Origin of the sequence: Microbacterium testaceum StLB037 (assembly GCF_008763945.1) — a bacterium.
GTDB classification, from domain to species: domain Bacteria; phylum Actinomycetota; class Actinomycetes; order Actinomycetales; family Microbacteriaceae; genus Microbacterium; species Microbacterium testaceum_G.
In genome coordinates, this window is sequence record NZ_VTQH01000003.1 from 332,203 (window position 1) to 351,630 (window position 19,428).

The 19,428-nt window shown below is 72.7% G+C and carries 24 protein-coding genes; 9 read left to right on the forward strand and 15 right to left on the reverse strand.

The window, feature by feature from the left end:
* The first annotated feature begins 130 nt into the window (after positions 1-130).
* Positions 131-472, forward strand: coding sequence for a sugar ABC transporter ATPase (locus F9B98_RS13950; protein ID WP_150958487.1), 342 nt, complete (start codon positions 131-133; stop codon positions 470-472).
* Between the two features lie 127 nt (positions 473-599).
* On the opposite strand, the gene F9B98_RS13955 is transcribed toward F9B98_RS13950, so the two are convergent.
* Entirely contained in the window at positions 600-1,643 is a 1,044-nt protein-coding gene (locus F9B98_RS13955; protein ID WP_412177045.1) for an iron-containing redox enzyme family protein, read from the reverse strand.
* A 105-nt stretch (positions 1,644-1,748) separates the two neighbouring features.
* The gene (locus tag F9B98_RS13960) at positions 1,749-2,204 is read right to left on the reverse strand and encodes an Hsp20/alpha crystallin family protein (protein WP_150958489.1); all 456 of its coding nucleotides are present in this window, start codon (positions 2,202-2,204) and stop codon (positions 1,749-1,751) included.
* 248 nt (positions 2,205-2,452) lie between these two features.
* On the opposite strand from F9B98_RS13960, the gene F9B98_RS13965 reads away from it, so the two are divergent.
* Both F9B98_RS13965 and F9B98_RS16010 read left to right on the forward strand, forming a co-directional pair.
* Positions 2,453-3,334, forward strand: a complete 882-nt coding sequence (locus tag F9B98_RS13965) for a manganese catalase family protein (protein WP_150958491.1) — start codon at positions 2,453-2,455, stop codon at positions 3,332-3,334.
* A 28-nt stretch (positions 3,335-3,362) separates the two neighbouring features.
* On the forward strand, positions 3,363-3,500 hold the full coding sequence (locus F9B98_RS16010) for a hypothetical protein (RefSeq protein WP_191966900.1): 138 nt from the start codon (positions 3,363-3,365) through the stop codon (positions 3,498-3,500).
* 53 nt (positions 3,501-3,553) lie between these two features.
* Here the strand turns inward: F9B98_RS16010 and F9B98_RS13970 are convergent, their stop codons facing one another.
* Entirely contained in the window at positions 3,554-4,444 is an 891-nt protein-coding gene (locus tag F9B98_RS13970) for an SDR family NAD(P)-dependent oxidoreductase (RefSeq protein WP_150958493.1), read from the reverse strand.
* A 551-nt stretch (positions 4,445-4,995) separates the two neighbouring features.
* Between F9B98_RS13970 and F9B98_RS13975 the strand changes: the two genes are divergently transcribed.
* The gene (locus F9B98_RS13975; protein ID WP_225310355.1) at positions 4,996-5,793 is read left to right on the forward strand and encodes a UbiA family prenyltransferase; all 798 of its coding nucleotides are present in this window, start codon (positions 4,996-4,998) and stop codon (positions 5,791-5,793) included.
* A gap of 151 nt (positions 5,794-5,944) precedes the next feature.
* On the opposite strand, the gene F9B98_RS13980 is transcribed toward F9B98_RS13975, so the two are convergent.
* The 3 genes from F9B98_RS13980 to F9B98_RS13990 are packed head-to-tail and all read right to left on the reverse strand — an operon-like array spanning position 5,945 to position 8,846.
* Positions 5,945-7,057 carry an FAD-dependent oxidoreductase gene (locus F9B98_RS13980; protein WP_150958497.1) on the reverse strand — a complete coding sequence of 371 codons (1,113 nt, stop codon included), beginning with the start codon at positions 7,055-7,057 and terminating at the stop codon, positions 5,945-5,947.
* Positions 7,054-7,713, reverse strand: a complete 660-nt coding sequence (locus tag F9B98_RS13985) for a methyltransferase domain-containing protein (protein WP_150959092.1) — start codon at positions 7,711-7,713, stop codon at positions 7,054-7,056. Before F9B98_RS13985 ends, F9B98_RS13980 begins: the two co-directional genes overlap by 4 nt.
* Positions 7,714-7,751: 38 nt before the next feature.
* Positions 7,752-8,846: a type III polyketide synthase gene (locus F9B98_RS13990; RefSeq protein WP_150958499.1), complete on the reverse strand. Its 1,095-nt coding sequence runs from the start codon at positions 8,844-8,846 to the stop codon at positions 7,752-7,754.
* A gap of 169 nt (positions 8,847-9,015) precedes the next feature.
* Between F9B98_RS13990 and F9B98_RS13995 the strand changes: the two genes are divergently transcribed.
* The gene (locus F9B98_RS13995) at positions 9,016-9,357 is read left to right on the forward strand and encodes a hypothetical protein (RefSeq protein WP_150958501.1); all 342 of its coding nucleotides are present in this window, start codon (positions 9,016-9,018) and stop codon (positions 9,355-9,357) included.
* Positions 9,358-9,421: 64 nt separating this feature from the next.
* On the opposite strand, the gene F9B98_RS14000 is transcribed toward F9B98_RS13995, so the two are convergent.
* From F9B98_RS14000 to F9B98_RS14025, 6 genes are all read right to left on the reverse strand, one after another.
* A complete protein-coding gene (locus tag F9B98_RS14000) occupies positions 9,422-10,261 on the reverse strand; it encodes an SDR family oxidoreductase (protein WP_150958503.1) in 840 nt (279 codons plus the stop codon).
* Between the two features lie 90 nt (positions 10,262-10,351).
* On the reverse strand, positions 10,352-11,548 hold the full coding sequence (locus F9B98_RS14005; protein ID WP_150958505.1) for a glycosyltransferase: 1,197 nt from the start codon (positions 11,546-11,548) through the stop codon (positions 10,352-10,354).
* Positions 11,549-11,721: 173 nt separating this feature from the next.
* Positions 11,722-11,910, reverse strand: coding sequence for a hypothetical protein (locus tag F9B98_RS14010; RefSeq protein ID WP_150958507.1), 189 nt, complete (start codon positions 11,908-11,910; stop codon positions 11,722-11,724).
* 238 nt (positions 11,911-12,148) lie between these two features.
* Positions 12,149-12,712, reverse strand: coding sequence for a DUF3618 domain-containing protein (locus tag F9B98_RS14015; protein ID WP_150958509.1), 564 nt, complete (start codon positions 12,710-12,712; stop codon positions 12,149-12,151).
* Positions 12,709-13,122 (reverse strand): phage holin family protein, encoded by a 414-nt coding sequence (locus tag F9B98_RS14020; RefSeq protein ID WP_150958511.1) that lies wholly within the window; start codon positions 13,120-13,122, stop codon positions 12,709-12,711. Before F9B98_RS14020 ends, F9B98_RS14015 begins: the two co-directional genes overlap by 4 nt.
* Positions 13,100-13,651 carry a hypothetical protein gene (locus tag F9B98_RS14025; protein WP_150958513.1) on the reverse strand — a complete coding sequence of 184 codons (552 nt, stop codon included), beginning with the start codon at positions 13,649-13,651 and terminating at the stop codon, positions 13,100-13,102. The genes F9B98_RS14020 and F9B98_RS14025 overlap by 23 nt, the downstream gene beginning before the upstream one ends.
* A gap of 170 nt (positions 13,652-13,821) precedes the next feature.
* Here F9B98_RS14025 and F9B98_RS14030 point away from each other — a divergent pair, with 170 nt between their 5' ends.
* Positions 13,822-14,274 carry a MarR family transcriptional regulator gene (locus F9B98_RS14030; RefSeq protein ID WP_150958515.1) on the forward strand — a complete coding sequence of 151 codons (453 nt, stop codon included), beginning with the start codon at positions 13,822-13,824 and terminating at the stop codon, positions 14,272-14,274.
* 33 nt (positions 14,275-14,307) lie between these two features.
* On the opposite strand, the gene F9B98_RS14035 is transcribed toward F9B98_RS14030, so the two are convergent.
* Entirely contained in the window at positions 14,308-14,649 is a 342-nt protein-coding gene (locus F9B98_RS14035) for a hypothetical protein (protein WP_150958517.1), read from the reverse strand.
* 418 nt (positions 14,650-15,067) lie between these two features.
* Here F9B98_RS14035 and F9B98_RS14040 point away from each other — a divergent pair, with 418 nt between their 5' ends.
* Positions 15,068-16,003: an AraC family transcriptional regulator gene (locus tag F9B98_RS14040; protein WP_225310357.1), complete on the forward strand. Its 936-nt coding sequence runs from the start codon at positions 15,068-15,070 to the stop codon at positions 16,001-16,003.
* A gap of 61 nt (positions 16,004-16,064) precedes the next feature.
* On the opposite strand, the gene F9B98_RS14045 is transcribed toward F9B98_RS14040, so the two are convergent.
* The gene (locus F9B98_RS14045; protein ID WP_150958519.1) at positions 16,065-17,558 is read right to left on the reverse strand and encodes a SulP family inorganic anion transporter; all 1,494 of its coding nucleotides are present in this window, start codon (positions 17,556-17,558) and stop codon (positions 16,065-16,067) included.
* Positions 17,559-17,674: 116 nt separating this feature from the next.
* Here F9B98_RS14045 and F9B98_RS14050 point away from each other — a divergent pair, with 116 nt between their 5' ends.
* Entirely contained in the window at positions 17,675-18,046 is a 372-nt protein-coding gene (locus F9B98_RS14050; protein WP_150958521.1) for a MerR family transcriptional regulator, read from the forward strand.
* Positions 18,043-18,618 (forward strand): GNAT family N-acetyltransferase, encoded by a 576-nt coding sequence (locus F9B98_RS14055; protein ID WP_150958524.1) that lies wholly within the window; start codon positions 18,043-18,045, stop codon positions 18,616-18,618. The genes F9B98_RS14050 and F9B98_RS14055 overlap by 4 nt, the downstream gene beginning before the upstream one ends.
* A gap of 3 nt (positions 18,619-18,621) precedes the next feature.
* Here the strand turns inward: F9B98_RS14055 and F9B98_RS14060 are convergent, their stop codons facing one another.
* Positions 18,622-19,365 (reverse strand): FadR/GntR family transcriptional regulator, encoded by a 744-nt coding sequence (locus F9B98_RS14060; RefSeq protein WP_150958526.1) that lies wholly within the window; start codon positions 19,363-19,365, stop codon positions 18,622-18,624.
* Between the last annotated feature and the right edge of the window lie 63 nt (positions 19,366-19,428).

The following is a 19,428-nucleotide window of genomic DNA, read 5'->3' on the forward strand; positions in this document are numbered from 1 at the left end:
GCATCCCGTGTCTTCCCCGTACGAAGGCGGGGACGTGCGTGTCAAGGGGCGGGGCCGCGGGCGGCGCGCCCCGTTGGATGAGGGGACCGCTGATCCCGGCGGTGACGTGCGTCCCACGAAAGGACCCCCCATGAGCGACGCTTCGATCGACCCGACCCCCGCCGACGTGGCCGTTGCGGGCGTGCAGCCCCTGCGCGACGGTGACACCTCCATCGAGCCCGACCCGACGCTCGACCCCGCGCAGGCGGAGTGGGATGCCACGACGGCCCTCGACGAGGGCGCCGACCCCGACGACATCAACCCGGCGACCGCGACGGGCGCCGACCCGGCGGAGATCCCCGCCGACGACAGCGACATCCCGCTCGAGGACATCCACCCCGAGTCCACGGGCACCGACTCGCAGGGCGAGGATCCCGGGGTCGTCGAGCTCGGCGAAGAGGGCCAGGGCGACCTCGCCCCCGAGGACCTCTGACGCGCGTCGGCGCCCCGCGGGGTGCCGCGCGTCGGTGCCCCGGGTCCGTTCGCGGTGCCCGGGGCACCGTGCTGCGCAGGCCGCGCGCTCTCTCGCGCGCCCCGACGGCGCGCGACGGTGAGCGCCATCACTCGTCGGTACGGAAGCCGGCGGCCTTGTGGGTGCCGTCGCAGTAGGGCTTGATCGTCGACAGGCCGCAGCGGCACAGCGCGACCGTGCGGCGCAGCTCGGGGTGGTCTTCCGCGAGGGCTCCGGCGAGGTCGCGGCCGGCGATCTGCTCGTGGACGGCGTCGGCCTCGACGTGTTCGTCGAAGTACGCGCACACGTCGTCTCCGAAGCCCAGGCGGCGCAGCCCCTCGGCGTAGAGGCGGTTCGGGATCGACGAGGTCATCTCGAACGCTGCCAGGTGCCCCACGATCGCGCCGAGCAGGCGCCGGTTCAGGCCGAACATCGACATCGTGTTGTGCGAGGCGAGGGTGACGGCCGGCACGTCGTCGAGGTACGCGCCGTAGGCGTCGCTGAGCCCGGCAGCACGCACGGCCCGGGCGAAGAGCGTCGCGTGCACGCGGTCGGGACGCCCGCCGCCGTACTCGTCGGACTGGATCTCCACGAGCGCCGCCTTCGGGCGCCCGGTCAGGCGCGGGATGGCCCACGAGTGCGGGTCAGCCTCGCGCAGCGTGTAGATGGTCCGCTGCACGAGGAACTCGTGCGCCTGGTCGAGCGTGGCCTTGCGCGCGAGGTGGCGCGAGAGGCTCGGGCCCGCGTCGGCGCCGGTGAGGGCGAAGAGCGCGCGCGATACGGCATCCGCGGTGGGGGAGGGGAGTTCCGGCACCGCGACCGAGCGACGCAGCGACCGCTCGAACGCCGTCTCGATCACCCGGCGGGTGGCGATGAGGGTGGGATCCCACTCGAGGTCGGCGCGGAACGCGGGGAAGGCGCCGTAGGCCGAGGCGTATAGGGCGAACAGGGCGAGCTGCAGGTCGTCGTCGCGTTCGATGTCAGGGGATGCCAGGACCGCCGCATCAGCCAGCGCGGTGTGTCCCGTGGCGGTGCCGTCGACCAGGTGCGCGAGCACCGCGGCGCTGACGGGACCGCGCGGGGTGAACGGCAGCGCGGCGACGTCGATGTCGTCGAGGGCGGGTGGCGCGGGGGAAGACAGGGTGGGGGACACGCTCGGCACTGTGCGGCCCGCGCGGCGAAAGCCGAGCCCCTTGACAACCCTCCCGCCGACGACGAGGGGCGCCCCGCCCCGGGCCGCCCCTCGTCCGCTCGCGCCTTACTGCTCGATCGGCTGCGGCGTGCTCTCGTGCGCCTCGATGACGCCGTCGCCGTCGTCGGTCGAGACGGCGATGCGGCGCGGCTTCGCCTTCTCGCTGACCGGGATCATCACGCTCAGCACCCCGTTGCGGTACGCCGCGCTGATGCCGTCGGTGTCGATGCCCTGACCGAGGTTGAGCTGGCGGACGAACGAGGCGGTCTCGCGCTCGCGGGTGATCCACTTGACGCCCTCGCCCGAGCTGAGCGTGCGCTCGGCGCGGATCGTGAGCAGCTGGCCGTCGACGTCGATGTCGACCGAGCCGGGGTCGACACCGGGGAGGTCAGCGGCCAGGACGTAGTGGTCGCCGTCGCGGTAGAGGTCCATCGGCATCCGGCGCGGACCACCGCCGCGGCGGGCGTCGAGGAGCGTCGACGTGAGGCGGTCGAGGTCGCGGAAGGGGTCGTAGGTGGCCATGGTCGTTCTCCTTTTCGATCGGCCGGGATCTGGCATCCCGGATGTTCTGTGGAGTTGAGTCCACTCGACTCAACTGCGACCAGATTAGCACTCGACCCTCGAGAGTGCCAAGACCCCGGGCGCGCGATTGTGGCGCACGATCCGGCCGCCCACAACCCCCGCGCGCGAAGCGCGGGACGCGACGTTTGGTAGCTAGCACGCGCCACACCGGTCACCCGACCCTCCCCCCGGCGCGGTGAGGAGAGACGATGTACTTCCACCGGCAAGAGCTTCAGCACTCCGCCACCCCCGAGAAGCCCGACGCGGTCTACGCCCGCAAGCTGCAGGAGGTGCTCGGCGGCCAGTACGGAGAGATCTCGGTCGCGATGCAGTACCAGTTCCAAGCCTGGAACATGCACATGCCCGGCAAGTACCGCGACCTGGTCTTCGGCATCGGCGCGGAGGAGATGGGCCACGTCGAGATGCTCGCGATCATGATCGCCCAGCTGCTCGAGAAGTCGCCCCTCGGCATCACCGAAGAGGCCGTGCAGAACGACCCGACCGTGGCGGCCGTGATCGGCGGCACCGACATCCAGCACGGGATCGTCGCCGGCGCCGGCGCGCGTCCCGTCGACTCCAACGGCAACCCCTGGCAGGGCAGCTTCATCACCGCGAGCGGCAACCTGCTCGCCGACTTCACCGCCAACGCGAACGCCGAGATGCAGGGGCGTGTGCAGGTCGCGCGGCTGTACCACCAGACCGACGACCACGGCGTGAAGGATCTGCTCGCCTTCCTGCTCGCCCGCGACACGATGCATCAGAACCAGTGGGCCGCGGCCGCCGCCGAGCTGCAGGCCGAGGGCTACGAGAAGCTCCCCGTGCCCAGCAACTTCCCCCTCGACAAGGAGGACCGCGACGTGGCGTACCAGTACATCAACTTCAGCGACGGCGCGCAGGCCGGCGACGGCACCTGGGCCTCGGGCCCGACCCCCGACGGCAAGGGCGAATTCACCTATCTGCCCGAGCCGCCCGCCGGCGTGCCGATGCCCCCGCCCACCAAGCCCGACGTGCGTTTCTACGGCACCACCGAGCTGCCGAACACCGTCGAGAAGCTCGCGGGGCGCGCGCAGGACGCGCTGCACAAGGAATGAGCGGGGCGGATGCCGCGGTGCCAGGGCGGTGGCCTTCCTCCTCAGCGCGATCGCCGCGGCGGGCCTGAGCGTCTCGGGGTGGCTCGGCGGCAAGCTCGCCTACCGCTGGGGCGTCCGCGTCGCCGACGAGAACACCCAGCGCGAAGGCTTCGAGACAGCAGCCTGAACCTGTCCACGGGACCCCGGATGCCGCGGCATCCGGGGTCCTTCTCTGTGCCCTCAGCGTGGGCGACGCAGCGGAATGCGCGACCAGCCCCCGCTCACCGCGCCGGGGTCGTGCTGCGCCGCGAGCACCGCTCCCGACGTGGGCGCGGCGGGGCGGCGGCGTAGCCCCAGGGCGTGCTGCAGGGCGCGGATGAAGCGGTCGTACACGCGCGGAGCGAGGAACTGCAGCGGCCGGGTCACGAACTGCGCGGCGCCCACACCCACCTCGTGCCGCGGCCCTCGCGCGACCCGCACGATCGCCCGTGCCACGCGGTCGGCCGAGACCACCGGGGGCAGGGGGAAGGCGGTGCGCCCGGTGTAGTTCGCCGCGCGCTGATAGATGGGCGTGTCGATGCTCGCCGGAAGGACGATTCTCACCCGGATGCCGCGGTGCGCGAGCATCTCCTGCCTCAGCGCCCGCGTGAACCCGAGCAGGCCGTGCTTGGCCGCGACGTAGGACGAGACGTAGGGGCCGGCGACCTGCGAGTACAGCGAGCCGACGAAGACGATCGTGCCCCGACCCGCCGCGCGGAAATGCGGGACGAGGGCGCGGGCGGCGCGCATGTGCCCGGTGAGGTTCGTCTCGATGACGCGGTCGCGCACCTCGTCGGGGGTGTCCTCGACCGAGCCGTACGAGAACACCGAGGCGGAGGCGACCCACACGTCGATCCGTCCGTATGCGGCGATCGCGGCGTCGACCGCGCGATCCGGCCCGTCGGGGGTGGCGAGATCGATCGGGAGCGTGAGCACCTCGGCACCGCGCCGTCGGCACTCCTCGGCGGCCGACGCGAGGGCGACCGCATCGCGCGCCACGAGGACCAGGGCGGTGCCCGCGCGCGCGAACCGCAGAGCGGCCGCCCGGCCGATGCCTCTCGAACCCCCGGTGACGACGACGACCTCGCGCATTCTTCCCTCTCCGCGGGGCGCCGCGACCCGGCCGCGCCCGCTCGCCGACGGTAGGTGCGTGCCGTGGCCGACCCGAGGGGGTTGACGCGGGTCGCGCGGATAAGAGCGCCGGCGCGCCCCCACAACCCCGTTCACGAATCCCGGCGACCGCGCCCAGGGTGGCCGACATGACAGGCGCACACCGGGGCGGGCTCGGACGCACCCCCGACGGCATCCGCGAGGTCGCCGACGGCGTCTCGATGATCACCTGCCCGACCGCGACCTGCTTTTCACCGGCGACGCGGTCGTCACCTTCGATCCCTACACCGGCCGACCCGGCGCCCAGATCGTCGCCCGCGCGGCCACCGCTGACAGCGGTGCCGCGCTCGCCGCCCTCGGCCGGCTCACGATGACGTGCGCACACACCGTCCTTCCCGGCCACGGCGACGCGTGGACGGACGGCATCGGCCGGCTCGTCGCCGAGGCCCATGCCACCGGTGCGCACTGAAGCGCCCCGACCCCGGCCGCGGTAGCGTCGGAGGGTGACGGATGCCGCGGCGAGGCCGCCCCTCGTGAGCGCGCTCTGGGGCGCCACCCACCCGGGCCCCACCCTCGTGGTCACCGTCCTCTCGCTCGCGCTCGGCATCGCGGCGGGCGTCGAACCGTGGCGCCTCGCGGTGCTCGTGGTCGCGGTGTTCGCCGGTCAGGTCTCGGTGGGTCTCTCGAACGACGCGATCGACGGTGCCCGCGACGCCGCGGTCGGCCGCACCGACAAGCCCATCGCCGGGGGAGCGGTCACGCCGGAGCGCGCCCTTGCGGTGGCCGTGGCATCCGCGATCCTCGCCGTCGTGCTCTCGCTGCCGCTCGGACCGGGCCTGGTCGCCGCCCACGCCGTCGCTCTCGCCTCGGCCTGGGCCTACAACGCGGGGCTCAAGTCGACGCCCGTCTCGATCGCGCCCTTCGTGCTCAGCTTCGGACTCTTCCCCTCGTTCGCGACCCTGTCGCTCTCGCCGCCGACCCTCGCGGCGTGGTGGGCGTCGCTGGCGGGGGCGGCCCTCGGCGCCGCCGTTCACCTGACCAACGTCGTCCGCGATCTCGACGACGACCGCCGCACGGGGGTGCGGGGCTTGCCGCACAGACTGGGCGCGCGCCGTTCCGTGGTGCTCGCAGCGGTGGGGATCGCCGCCGGGGCACTCGCCGTCTTCTTCGGGACGGATGCCACGGCCCTCGGCGTCGTCTTCTTCGTCGCCGTCCTCGCGCTCGCCGTCGGCGCCGTGGTGCTGGTGTTCGTGCGCCCGCCCGGGCGCGCGGTGTTCCAGCTCACGATGCTCGCCGCCCTGGTGCTGGCCGCCCAGCTCGTGGCCGCCTGAGACCCGACCGGTCGGTATCGCGAACGAGACCGGCCGACCATCGGGCGTGCACGACGGCGGGCGCCGACCTCGACACGCCGCGGCAGCGGCGTCGCCCGCGGCGTGTCGCACACGGCATCCGCCGCTGTGCACGTCTTTCCCCGCCGGCGGCTCAGGTTCCGGGTGCCGCCCGGTCGAACCGCATCGCGTACGCCCGGGTGAACAACGCCCCGCCCGGTCCGCGCAGCCCCGCGCCCAGCGCCGCGATACGCACCGCGTGCGCGACGGGGGCGGCGGCCCGGCCGAGCAGGGTGTTGAGGAAGGCCAGGCGCGCGGCGTGCCGCGCCGAGGCCAGGCGGTCGCGCTGCCATCGGTCCAGGCCCGCGCCGTCGCCGCCGCGCACCCACGGCGCGAGCAGCGGCGCGAGGGTCAGCGCATCGAGAAGGCCGAGGTTCATGCCCTGACCACCGATGGGGCTCACCTCGTGGGCGGCGTCGCCGACCACGATCACCCGGCCGCGCCGGAGGGCCGGGGCCACCGCCCGCCGCACGCCGAAGGTCGAGGCATCCGCGGTGTCGACCTCGAGCCCCGTGCGTCGAGCCACGGCATCGTGCAGGAAGGCCGCGGCATCCGGAACCTCCTCGCGACCCGCCCAGGCGACGAGCCGTCTGCGCCCGCCGGGGAGGGGGAACGATTCGACCACCCCATCGCGCTCGAGGTGCACGCGCGCGACCGGGCCACCCGGCGCGGCGACGTCGGCCATGACGTAGCGATCGGGGTAGTGGTGGGTGCGCACGGCCCCGGCGCGGTAGACGAGCGAGCGTCCCGCCCATCCGGATGCCACGACGACCACCCTCGCGCGCAGCTCGCCGCCGCCCGCGACCCCGACCCGGACGCCGTCCGCGTCCTGTCGCAGGGATTCCACGGTCACGCCGCGCCGCACCGCAGGCGCGAGGGCCGTCAGCACCTCGATCGTGTCGGACTGCGGGAGGGCGGCCACGTACGGATGCCGCGCCCGCAGGCGGTCGAAGCGGATCGCGGCGAGCAGGCGACCGTCGGCCCGCGCCTCGCCGCGGGCGATCCGCACCGCGCGGTCGAGGATGCCCTCGGTGGCACCCGAGGCTTCGAGCAGAGCGAGGGCGGGGGAGTGGATGCCGATCGCCCGCGTCCCCGCGCCGGCCTCGGTGCGGCGCTCGACGACGGCGACGTCGACATCGCGCCCCTGCAGGTCGGCGGCCAGCGCCAGTCCCACGGGGCCGGCGCCGACGACGAGCACCTCCGTCATTCCCGGGCCTCCCCGCGCGCCGCGGCGAGCACCCGGAACGGCGCCGGGGTCTCCACGCGCCAGGGTGAGCCGAGGGCCTCGGCGAGCTCGGGCGCGCGGTAGCTGCGGCGGATCGAGCGGAGCCCGTCGACGCGCAGGAACGTGCCCGCTGACAGCGGCGCGATACCGACGGCGTACAGGGCGTAGGCGAGGCGACCGCGGGCGATGTCGGCGTGTAGGACGGGGCCGCTCGACAGGGCGAGCGAGTCGGCGGTGAACCCCCGCAGGGCCTCCGCGTCGAGGTGGTGCAGCACGTGGTTCGACACGACGAGGTCGAACCGCTCCCCGGCGGCGAGCAGGGCGGTCGAATCCTGCGCGACGAAGCGCACCCCGGGGCGGCTGCGCGCGCGGGCGGCCGAGATCGCGCGCGGGTCGGGATCGGCCCCGACGCACTCGACCGTGAAGCCGTCGCGGGCGGCCAGGCCGGCCAGCCGCACGAGCACGTCCCCGCCGCCGCACCCCAGGTCGAGGATGCGCGCGGGGCGGCCGAGCACGCGCAGCTCGGGACGCACGCGCGAGCGGTAGACGTGGCCCCACGCCGAGACGAGCCGGTTCACGAGGTCGAAGCGGCGGTAGGTGGCCGCGAGCGCCCGGGGATCGCAGTCGGGGTCGTCCATCAGCTCGGTCAGCGCGGTGTCGCGCTGCGACAACCCCGTCACGCCGCCGGGCGGCGCAGCGTCAGACGCGCCGCCTCCACGGTGAGGCCCGGGCCGAAGGCGAGGGCGGCCACGCGGTCGCCGTCGCGGCGGGAGTCGTCGGCGAGCAGGTCGCGCAGGATGAACAGCAGGGTCGCGCTCGACATGTTGCCGTGCTGGCGCAGCACCTCCCGCGAGGGTCCCAGGGCGGCCGCGTCGAGGGACAGGGCGCTTTCGACACGGTCGAGGATGCTGCGCCCTCCGGGGTGCACCGCCCACGCGTCGACGGCGTCGAGGTCACCCAGCACGTCGGCGGCGATCGCGGAGATCTCGCGCCCGATGATGCGCGGCACCTCGGGGGTCAGGGTCATCTCGAAGCCGGAATCGCCCACCGTCCAGGCCATGTCCTTCTCGCCGTCGTCGGTGACATGGGTCGCGAAGCCCGCGAGGTCGAAGCCCGCCTCGGAGGGATCTCCGGATGCCACGACGGCGGCTCCCGCTCCGTCGGCGAACACCGAGGCGGCGACGATCTGGTCGGGGTGCGACGAGGTCTGCCAGTGCAGCGAGCACAGTTCGGCGCACGCGACGAGGACGACCGCGTCGGGGTCGGCGCTCACGATGCGCGCCGCCAGCCGGAGGGCCGGGATCGCAGCCGCACACCCGATGAAGCCGAGGTGGTAGCGCTCGACGGTGGGGGAGAGGCCGAGATCGCGCACCAGGTGGTAGTCAGGACCGGGCGCGAACATCCCGGTGCACGAGACGGTCACGACGTGGGTGATGGCATCCGGAGTCCGTCCCGAACCCGCGATCGCGGACCGGGAGGCTTCGGCGAAGAGGGCGGGGGCGGTGCGGCGGTACTCGTCGTTGCGCGCGCCGGTGGGGGGCATGAGCAGGGTGTCGCCGTCGCGCACGTCGAGCGCGTCGCCGGTACCGCCCGCGAGCTGGGGGAGCACGACGTGCCGGGTGTCGATGGCGGCGGCGTCGAAGGCGGCCCCCACGAGGCGCTGGGCTTTGCGGTCGAATCCGGGCTGTGCGGAGAAGAGGTCACGCAGGGTCGACTGGGCGACACGAGTGTCGGGCAGGGCCGTGCCGATCGAGAGGATGCGGGCGGTCATGCCTCACTGTAGACACGGTTTCGCCGCCCCCCGTCGGGGATAGCGCCGCGAGAGCACGCCGTCTATGGTGCGGCGGCGGTTCCGGATGCGGCGGCGCGTCTGTCAACCCGGTCGGGTACGGGCCGGTGCCGCCCCTACGGTGGCGTCTCCCCACCGAAAGGACGCCGCCATGACCGGCCCCCGCAACGACCGGAAGACCGACCCGAATCGCGTGATGAACCAGAGGGCCGTGCAGAACCCGAACCGAAAGGCGTGGCTTCTCGCATCCGGTTTGCTCGCGGTCATCTCGATCGTGCTCTTCGCCTTCTCGATCCCGATCGTGGCGGCGTGGGCGTGGATCGGCATCGCGTTCCAGGTCGCGATCTTCGCCGCGCTCCTCGTGAACGGTCTCACCGGCCGCCGGAGCGCCTACCAGGGGTACGTCTTCGCCGTCCTGTTGCGCGTCCAGGCCGCGGTGGCGCTGTTGGTGATCATCGTGATCGCGATCGCCGCCTGGATGCCCGCGAGCTGAGGACGCGCGCCGACGCAGCGAAGCGCCGCCCCTCGAACGGGAGCGGCGCTTCGCCGTGACGGGCTCAGAGGATGGGCTTTCCGCCGGTGACCGCGACGCGGGCGCCCGAGACGTAGCTCGCCTCGTCGGACGCCAGCAGCACGTAGACCGGCGCGAGCTCGGCGGGTTGGCCGGGACGCCCCATCGGCACCTGTTCGCCGAAAGCCTCGACCTTGTCGGCGGGCATCGTCGCCGGGATGAGCGGGGTCCACACCGGCCCGGGCGCGACGCTGTTCGCACGGATGCCACGCTCGGCGAGGAGCTGAGCCAGGGAGGCGGTCATGTTGGCGATCGCCGCTTTCGTCGCGGCGTAGGGCAGCAGCTGGGGGGACGGCATGTCGGAGTTGACCGAACTCGACGCCACGATCGAGGCGCCCTCCTTCAGGTGCGGCAGGGCGGCCTTGACCAGGTGGAAGTAGGCGCTGACGTTCGTCGCCCAGGTGTAGTCCCACTCGCTGTCCTCGATCTCCTCGAGGGTGTCGTGGCTCATCTGGAACGCGGCGTTCACCACCAGGATGTCGAGCTTGCCGAGCTGCTGCACGGTCTGCGCGATGAGGTCGCGGCAGTGCGCGGGGTCGGACACGTCGCCGGGGAGCAGGATCGCGCGTCGGCCGGCGTCCTCCACGAAGCGCCGGGCCTCCTCGGCATCCTGATGCTCGTTCAGGTACGCGATGGCCACGTCGGCTCCCTCTCGCGCATAGGCGAGCGCCACCGCCTTGCCGATGCCGCTGTCGCCGCCCGTGATGAGCGCGACCTTCCCCTGCAGACGGCCGGAACCGCGGTAGCTGTCGACGCCGTAATCGGGCTGGGGATCCAGGGCACGGTCCGTGCCGGGGACCTCTTGCTGCTGTGCGGGTTGTGACATCACTGCCTCCTCGTGTCGGACGAGTGACCACCCCACCCGCCCGGAGGCGAACCCGCACGAGGGTTGACAGCCTCGGCCGAGGTCCCGGGGCTAGGCGGCGAGCACCCGCGCGGCGAGCAGGCCCTCGACGGCGGCGCGATAGTCGTCGATCATGCGACCGCGGTCCATCCGGACCCGGGCGGCGAGAGCGGCTGCGCGCAGCGCGGGACGAAGAGCCAGGGCGTCGCCCCACGCCTCGACGATCGCGTCGACCTCGCGAGCGGTCACGAGCCCGAATCCCTCGACCACGCGCGCCGCGTCACCGACGTCGGTGGTCACCGGAACGGCTCCGGATGCCGCTCCCTCGACCAGACAGAGCGGAGAGGCCTCGCCGAAGGCGCTCGTGAGGGCGACGATGTCGGCGATCCGGTACAGCTCGGGCATGTCCTCGCGCAGCCCCAGCGCGTGCAGGGTCACGCCGTCGTGCACGCCGCTGTCGGCCAGGAGCGCTCGGAACGCGGGGTTGGTGCGGGTCATGCCCGACCCGCACACGACGTAGTGCGTGCTCGGCGCCGTGCGCGCGTGCGCCGCGACCGCCCGCAGGAACAACCCAGGGTCTTTCATCGCGTCGAAGCGGGCGGCCAGGAGCACCACGGGAGAGGAGTCCGGGATGCCGAGACCCGCGCGGATGCGTCGGCGCTCGGCGCGCGTGCCGGGGCGGAAGCGCCGGGTGTCGATGCCGTTGTCGATGACCCACTCCTCGCCGGCGGCGACCCCGGCGCGCGCGTAGGCGCGAGAGGTGGACTCGGCGCACGAGATGGTCGCCGTGACCGCGCCCGCGGTCGCGGCCTCCGCGAGCCAGCCGAGTGCCGGACCCGAGTGGGTGGGGTCGGAGCGGTGCAGGCACGCGGCGATGGGGCGATCGGGCAGCAGGCCCGCGCGCTGCAGGGCGACCACCAGGCTCAGCGGCTGCTCCTTCAGCGAGAGGATGACGTCGGCGTCGGCGAAGAGCCGGGCGGCCCGGGCGAGCTCGCCGCGCGTGAACTCCTCGGGCGCCAGCGGTCGGTCACCCGCGATGCGGTCGAACGTGTCGATGGGGACGCCGCGCTCCCGCAGGTGGCGGTAGCGGGTGTCGTCGTGCGCGGATTGGACCGACGCGTCGCGTCGTGCCGCGGAGGTCAGGGAGAGCACGCGATGCTGCTGCGTTCCCCGGGCCGCGAGCCCCGCGACGACGTCGGAATGCAGGATCCGCGCGCCACCGGCGAAGAAGCCTTCGTAGAGCGAGAGCACGCGTACGGGTCGGGTCATCGAGGTCGCTTTCCGGGCCAGGATCGAAACCGCGGATGCGGTCGTCCCATGCTGGGGTCTCGACCCCGCGCGGTGGGTTACGCCGCGGAGACCATCGCGTGAACGCCCGGACACGAGCCGACGCGCCGGCTTCCGGGGGAAGAAGCCGACGCGCCGGGTGAAGGGGCGGTGGATCAGGCGCGGGGCGCGACCACCATCGCCTCGCCGGCCGGGGCCGTGCGCGACCAGGGCCACCGCTTCGCCGAGCGCGGCGCGGGTGTCTCCTCGATCGAGCGCGGTCCGATGCCGTTGCCCATGGCGGCCGTCATGGCGATGCTCCACACCGAGCCCGTCTGCCGTTCGCTCTGCTGTCCGTAGATCATGGTGTTCTCCTCTCCCCGTCTCCCGACGGGGTCCGGCCGTCTCCCGACGGCGCTGCCTCCGTCATAGCCCCGCGGAACGTCGACGGAGACCGGCTTGACAGGGCGCGGGCGATGGGCATGGCCGGGGCGCCTCCGGCGAGCGAGCGTCTTCGGGGAGGTGAGGCGACGGGTGAATGTGCGAAGGTGTGCCCGCGCGAGCCGCGGGACGGAGCGAGCCCGGTGCTCCGTCCCGCGGTGCTCACGCGTCGCGGACGCTCTCTCCCGCCTCCTGCGCGCGGTCGCGGACGGCCCCGGCTGCTTCGGTCGAGTCATCCTTGACGTGCTGGACGGCCTCGGCGGCGCGGTCCTCCAGCGCCGCCGCCGCGTCGGACGCCGGCTCCTTCAGATCGTCCACGACCTCGCGGGCCACGTCCTTCGCCTGCTCGACCAGGGGCGCGGCGCTGTCCTTCGCTTTCGCCGCCGCGTCTCGCTCGGCGCGCGAGGGCGGAATGAGCGAGGCGAGCACCAGACCCGCCCCGAAGGCGACGAGTCCGACCGCCAACGGGTTGCCCTTCGCTTTGTCGGTCGCGCCGTGCGCGGCATCGCCCGCGTGGTGGGCGAGGTCGGATGCCGCGGACCCGGCGTCGTCCGCCACGCCCATCAGGCGGTCGCGAACGCTGCGCACGGCGCCGTGCACCTTGCCCTTCTGCCGCTCCACGATCTTGGACGGCGACACCTTGTCGGCGAGGGCGTCCACATCGGACCCCAGCTCGGCGCGCGTGCGCTCGATGTCGGCGCGGATGGCCTCGGGTGAATCGCTCATCGGTTCTCCTCGTTCCTCGTGAATGCTTCCGGTATTTCCTGCAGGGTCGCGGCCGTCTGCGGCACGCCCCGCACCTTCTTCAGTTGGGCGCGACCGACGGCGAACAGGATCGCCGCGATCACAGCCCAGAGCACGGCGACCACGACGGCCGACCACGCCTCGCCCATCAGCAGGGCCAGGGCCGCCCAGAGGGCGATGGAGAGGAACAGCACGACCATCCCGGCCGCGTATCCCGCGCCTCTCAGAAGACCCGCCCCCTTGGCCGACTTGGTCGCGGAGTCCGTGACCTCGGCCTTCGCGAGGGCGAGCTCCTGGCGCATCAGCGTCGACATGTCGCGGGTGACCTCGCCGACCAGTTCGCCGAGCGAGGTCGTGGCCGCCCGGCGCTCAGAGGGTGTCGCGTCGGTCATCCGCGTCCCCCTCTCGTGCGCCGTCGAGTCGTGCGGCGGACTCGGTATACAACGGCGGGTCGCCGCCGTCGGCACCGGGGACGAGTCCCGTGTCGTCCCCCGAAACGCCCGGCTCGACCTCGCCGAGGTTCGTCGCGTGGGCGTCGCGGGGCTCGCCGGGAATCGGCGGGGCGGGGAAGGAGCCGGCTTGCGCGTCGACGCGCGTGGCGGACGGCGTCTGCTCGGCGGCGCGGGCCCTGGCATCCGCCTCGGCGAACCGCGGGGCTTCAGGCCTGGACGAGGCCGACGATTCCGACGCTCCGGATGCCGCGCCGGAGGCGATGGCGCGGCTGAGACGGCCCACGACGATACCGGCGATGGCGGCGACGGCGATGAAGGTGCCCGGACGACGACGGGCGAACGAGGTCACCTCCTGCACGAGCTGCTGCGGATCGCGCTCACCCAGCCAGGAACCGATGGTCGAGGCATGATCGGCGACCCGGCGGACGAGATCGCCGGCGATCCCGCCGCCTTCGCCGGCGTCGGCCATCCGTTCTAGGAACGTTCCGCCGTCCGCCGCGTGGGCCTTGCCCCGGCTCTCTCGCCGTGCAACGCGCGCATCGTCCGGGCCACGTCGGATTCCGGCCGTGGGGTGAACACGTCGACGCTCGGTGTGCAACCTCCACGGGCACTGGGCGGAGATGAGTACGATCATGGGTCGTGCATTCGTCCACCGATACTCCGTCTCGCCCCTCGCCGGGGTCGGAGCTCGGTCGCGCCCTCCTGTCCTACGGCGAGGCGCGTCGGGTCGCGGCCGCGGAGGCACGGCGGGAGCTGTCGCTGAATGAACTCGACGCCCGCGCCCTGCTCTTCGTCGCCGACAATCCCGGAGCTCGCCCCTCGCACGTGCGCGACCATCTGGGGATCACGTCGGCAGGCGTCACGACGCTGATCGACCGCTTGGTTCAGCGGGGTGCCGTGCGTCGCGATCTCGACGACGAGGACCGTCGCGTCAACCACATCACGGCGATCGTCGATCTCGACACCCCGCCCTGGTCGAGACTGCGCGCGTTCGACGCCGCGGTCGAGGAGGCGGTCTCAGGGCTCGACCACGATGATGCGCGCCGGCTCGCGGTGCTCCTCGAGCAGATCACGGCGTACGCGAGCCGCTGAGGTGCACGGCGTCCATCGGGGCGCGGCGCGACCTCAGACGGCGGCGAGGAACGCTTCCGAGCGGGCCTGAAGGAATGCGCACAGCGCGGACAGGGTCGCCAGTTCGCCCGAGAGCGCCATGACCCGACCGGCCGGCAGGGGGGCGGCGTCTTCGCGCGGTTCGAACGTCACGGCCCATTCGGTGCTGTTCGCTTCGGGGCCGGGGGCGACGAAGAAGGTGGTCGACACGCTGCGCAGTCGAGCGGCGATGAGACCGGCGTCGCTGCCGTCGTCGCTGTCCTGGGGGATGACGCGCAGTATCTCGGCGTCGTCGTAGCCGAGGGCTCGGAATTCGTCGATCCAGGCCTGCAGCGTGGTCATCGTGCGAAAAGGCATGGCATCCCTTCGGCGGCCGGACGTCGGGTGGCGGCCCCTCCCATTATGGATGGTCGGTGGCGCCTCGGAGCGGGGTCACGAGCTCCGCGCCGAGGCGCCTGGCGACCACCGCGCCGGGGAACGGAGAGCGGTCGACGTGCAGCACGAGGCTGCTCTCGGAATGGTGACGCGGCGTCTTACCAACGGTCAATGTGAACGCGGTCCATTTTTCGCATACCGGATGTCTTTTCGCGCCTCGGGGATGAATGCGCCGAAATGCGCATTATCGACCGTTCGCGGGATAGCGTAGAAAGCGGATGGGGGGCATCCACGACGCCGCAGTCTCTCGAATCACCGACGTGAGAGCGTTCCCATAGTGGGACCCGCCGCGGGGCGCAATGGTCTCGCCGCACATCCTCGGACGATTTAGGAAACAGGCGTGGAGCATACGAACATCGAGACCCGCGACGCCGAGACGGTGGAGCACCTCTGGCAGACCGTCGTTCCCGGCGCGCGCATCTCGCGCGCCGAGGCGATCCAGCCGGCCCTGGCGTGGCACGCAGCGTCCGAGCCCGGTTTCGGATTCTGCGACTACACCATCGGGTCGACCATGCTCGTCGAATCCGACCCCCTCGACCAGGTCGTGGTCGGACGCATCGCGGGCCCCCGGGTCTCGGGAACGTATCGACGCGAGCGCATCGACACCACCGTGCCGTTCATGGTCGTCGATCGTCCTCTCGAGTTCGCCTTCACCGGGCGCATCGCCGGGACGGCCGTGTCGTTCGCGCGGTCCGACTTCGACGAGGCCGCACGACGGCTGTCGGGTGACGACACCCTGCGGGTGCGGCCCACCGGCTACGCGCCGGTCAGCGAGCAGCGGTTGCGGTACTGGTCGCGCACGTGGGAGTACGCCCGCGACGTTCTCCTGCGCTCACCCGAGCGAACGCCCCTCATCGAGCAGCAGGCCCGCACGCTCCTTCTCGAGGCGTCGCTCCTGGCTTTCCCGACCACCTTCACCGAGGCCCTCGCCGCGGGTCGGCCCTCGCGTCCCCTGCCCGCCCCGGTGCGTCGGGCCAAGGCGTACGTCGAGGCGCACGCCGCCGAGCCGGTCGTGCTCGCCGACATCGCGCAGGCCGCACGTCTCTCACCGCGCGGGCTGCAGTACGCCTTCCGTGCGGCGACGGGACGCACGCCCATGCAGTACCTCCGCCGGGTGCGCCTCGACGCCGCGCGGGCCGAGCTGCGCAGCGCCGACCCCTCCGTCGAGACGGTCGCGGCGATCGCGGCGCGCTGGGGGTTCTCCAACCTCGGCCGCTTCGCGGCGATGTACCGCGGCGAGTTCGGCGAAACGCCGTCGACGACGCTGCGGTCCTGACGCCGCCGCACCGACCCGGCGACGGGCTCGACGTCACACGCCCGCGTCGGGCGGGAGCAGGTCAGTGTCCCGCGCCGAGCCCTCCGCTCAATCGCGCGTGCAGTCGGGCGGCGGTGTCGTTCATGCCCGCGATCTCGACCGTCGTGCCGAGATGGGCGTATCTGGTCTGCACCGCGTCGAGAGCGGCGACCGTCGATGCGTCCCACACGTGCGAGCGCGACAGATCGATGACCACGCGTCGGGGATCGTCGTGGTACGCGAACTTCGTGGTCAGGTCGTTGCTCGAGGCGAAGAACAGCTCGCCCTCCACGACGTAGCGGGCGGTATCGCTCTCGACCGTGCGCGTCACCTCGGTGACGCTCGCGACCCGTCGCGCGAACAGCACCGCCGCGGCCACGACGCCCACGCCCACGCCGATCGCGAGGTTGTGCGTCCACACCGTCACCGCGACGGTGAGCACCATCACGATCGTCTCGCTCAGCGGCATCCGGCGCAGAGTGGAGGGGCGGACGCTGTGCCAGTCGAAGGTGGCGATCGAGACGACGATCATCACGGCCACCAGGACCGCCATGGGAATCACGGCGACCACGTCGCCGAAGACCAGGACGAGAACGAGCAGGAAGACGCCGGCCAGGAAGGTCGAGATGCGCGTGCGGGCGCCCGACGCCTTCACGTTGATCATCGTCTGACCGATCATCGCGCAGCCGCCCATGCCTCCGAACAGGCCCGACAGCACGTTCGCGGCACCCTGGCCGAGGGACTCGCGGGTCTTCGACGAGCGCGTGTCGGTGATGTCGTCGACGAGGGCCGCGGTCATGAGCGACTCGAGGAGGCCGACGATCGCCATCGCGACGGCGAACGGCAGGATGATCGCGAGCGTCTCCGCGGTGAGGGGCACGTCCGGAAGCAGCAGCGCCGGCAGGCTCTCGGGAAGGGCCCCCTGATCGCCGACGGTGGGCACCGAGATGCCGAACACGACCGCGGCCCCGGTGAGCAGCACGATCGCCACGAGCGGGGCGGGCACCACCTTGGTGACGCGCGGGAGCAGGTACATGATCGCGAGCCCCGCCGCGGCGAGGGGGTACACCGCCCACGGCACACCGATCAACTGCGGCACCTGGGCGATGAAGATCAGGATCGCGAGCGCGTTGACGAAGCCCACCATGACGCTGCGCGGAATGAAGCGCATGAGCTTGGCCACCCCGAGCAGGCCGAGGATCACCTGCAGGATGCCGCCCAGGATCACGGTCGCGAGCAGGTAGTCGACCCCGTGCTCGCGGGCGACGGGGGCGATGACGAGCGCGATCGCCCCGGTCGCGGCCGAGATCATGGCGGGGCGGCCGCCGAGGAAGGCGATCGCCACGGCCATCACGAACGAGGAGAAGAGCCCCAGGCGCGGGTCGACGCCGGCGATGATCGAGAAGGCGATCGCCTCCGGGATGAGGGCGATGGCCACGACGAGCCCGGCGAGCACCTCGCGGGTCAGCAGGCGGGGGGAGCGCAGGGCCTGGAGGACGGTGGGGTCGGTGCGCGGGCGCGCGAGGGCAGAGGTCATGGAGCTGCTCCGGGGTGGGGGAGGGGACCCGCGTCGACGCGGGGAAGAATGGAGGGGTCGCGAACGCGACGCAGGGAACTCTACCGTAACGAGAGGGTTGCGGGATCGGATGGGACATGACCGACGTGCGACCGATGCAGATCGGCGAGCTCGCCGAACGGACGGGGCTGTCGATCCGGACCCTGCGCCATTACGACGAGATCGGGCTGCTGCGTCCCTCCGCGCGCAGCGAGGGCGGGTTCCGGCTGTACACGGCCGATGACGAGTCTCGACTGCTCCTCATCCGCCGCATGAAACCCCTCGGCTACTCCCTGGAGCAGATGGGCGAGCTGCTCGCGGTCGTCGACGGGCTCGCCGAGGTGCCGGGCGACCCCGACCTGGCGGCCCGTCTCGCCGACATCCGCGCCGAAGCCCACCGCCGCCGCGACGACCTGCGCAGACAGCTCGCGGCCGCGGACGAATTCGTCACCCAGTTGGAGGCACGATGACCGCTCATGACATCACGCTCGAGGGTCACGGCATCCGTCTGACTCCGGCTCGCCCCGCCGATGCGGCCGAGGCCTGGCCGCTGACGGACCCCGAGCTGTGGAGTCGCATGACGACGCCCTGGGCGGACTCGGTCGAGGCGTACGCCGCGCGGGCCGAGCAGCAGATCGCGACGCCGGGCCTGTACGCGTTCACGGTTCGGGATGCCGAGACCGACGAGGTCCGCGGAGCGACGACGTTCTACGAGTACGTGCCGGCGCAGGGCCGGGTCGAGATCGGGACGACCTGGTACGGCCGCGCCTTCCAGGGCGGTCGCACCAATCCGGCTGCGAAGCTGCTGCTGCTCGCGCACGCGTTCGAGGTGTGGGAGGTCAACCGCGTGGCGCTGCGCTGCGACGCCCGCAACGAGCGCAGCGCCCGGGCCATCGAGCGCCTCGGCGCGACGCGCGAGGGGCGCCTCCGGCAGCACCGCATCGCCCCCGACGGAAGTGTTTCGGACACCCTGTACTTCTCGATCCTCCGCGACGAGTGGCCGGCCGTGCGCGCGGGTCTCGAGGAGCGCCTGCGCGGCTGAGTCTCAGCCGGTCGCGGCCTCGGCTGCCCGGCGGCGGGCGAACTCGCGCGCCTCGGTGAACAGCTCGAGGTCGATCTGCACGTGCCGGCGGGCGAGCTCCGCGGCCTCGTCGGGCGTCGCCCGCACGATCGCATCGACGATCGCGTCGTGCTCTCGGGCGGCGCGCGTCTCCATGCGGCGGTGACTCTCGCGGTCGCCCCACGGGTGAGCGGGGGCGGAGAGCGAGAGGTGTCGCTCGTGCTCGAGCAGGATGCCGCGCAGCGCGTCGTTATGGGCGGCGTCGATGATCGCGAGGTGCAGGAGACTGTCGGCGCGCTGCTTGGGATCGCCCGACTCCGCGGCATGGAAGTCGTCGAGGCGGCTGTGCATCGCGGCGATGTCGGCGTCGGTGCGCCGCTCGGCGGCCAGGCGCGCGAGCGAGGAGTGCAGCATCGAGCTGGCCGTGCACGCGTCGACGAGGTCGCTCCAACGCTCCTCGAACCAGCGGTCGACGCCGACCACGATCGACGCCGGCCAGTCCTCGGCGACGAAGGTGCCGCCGCCCCGGCCCCGACGGCGCTCGATGAGGCCCCGGGCCGACAGGTCGTCGAGAGCGGCACGCACCGTCGTGCGACCGACGCCCAGCAGGGGCGAGAGGTCGCGCTCGGCGGGAAGACGGGTGCCCGGGAGGAACTCTCCCACCGCCACGGCGGTGATCAGTCGCTCGGTCACGCGCTCCACCAGGGAGGCGTCGTCGGTGTCGGCCATGGGCTCCCGTCGTTTCTCCCATGTTAATTCCGCAGAAAAGGTTTGCCAACGCACCTTTAAGGG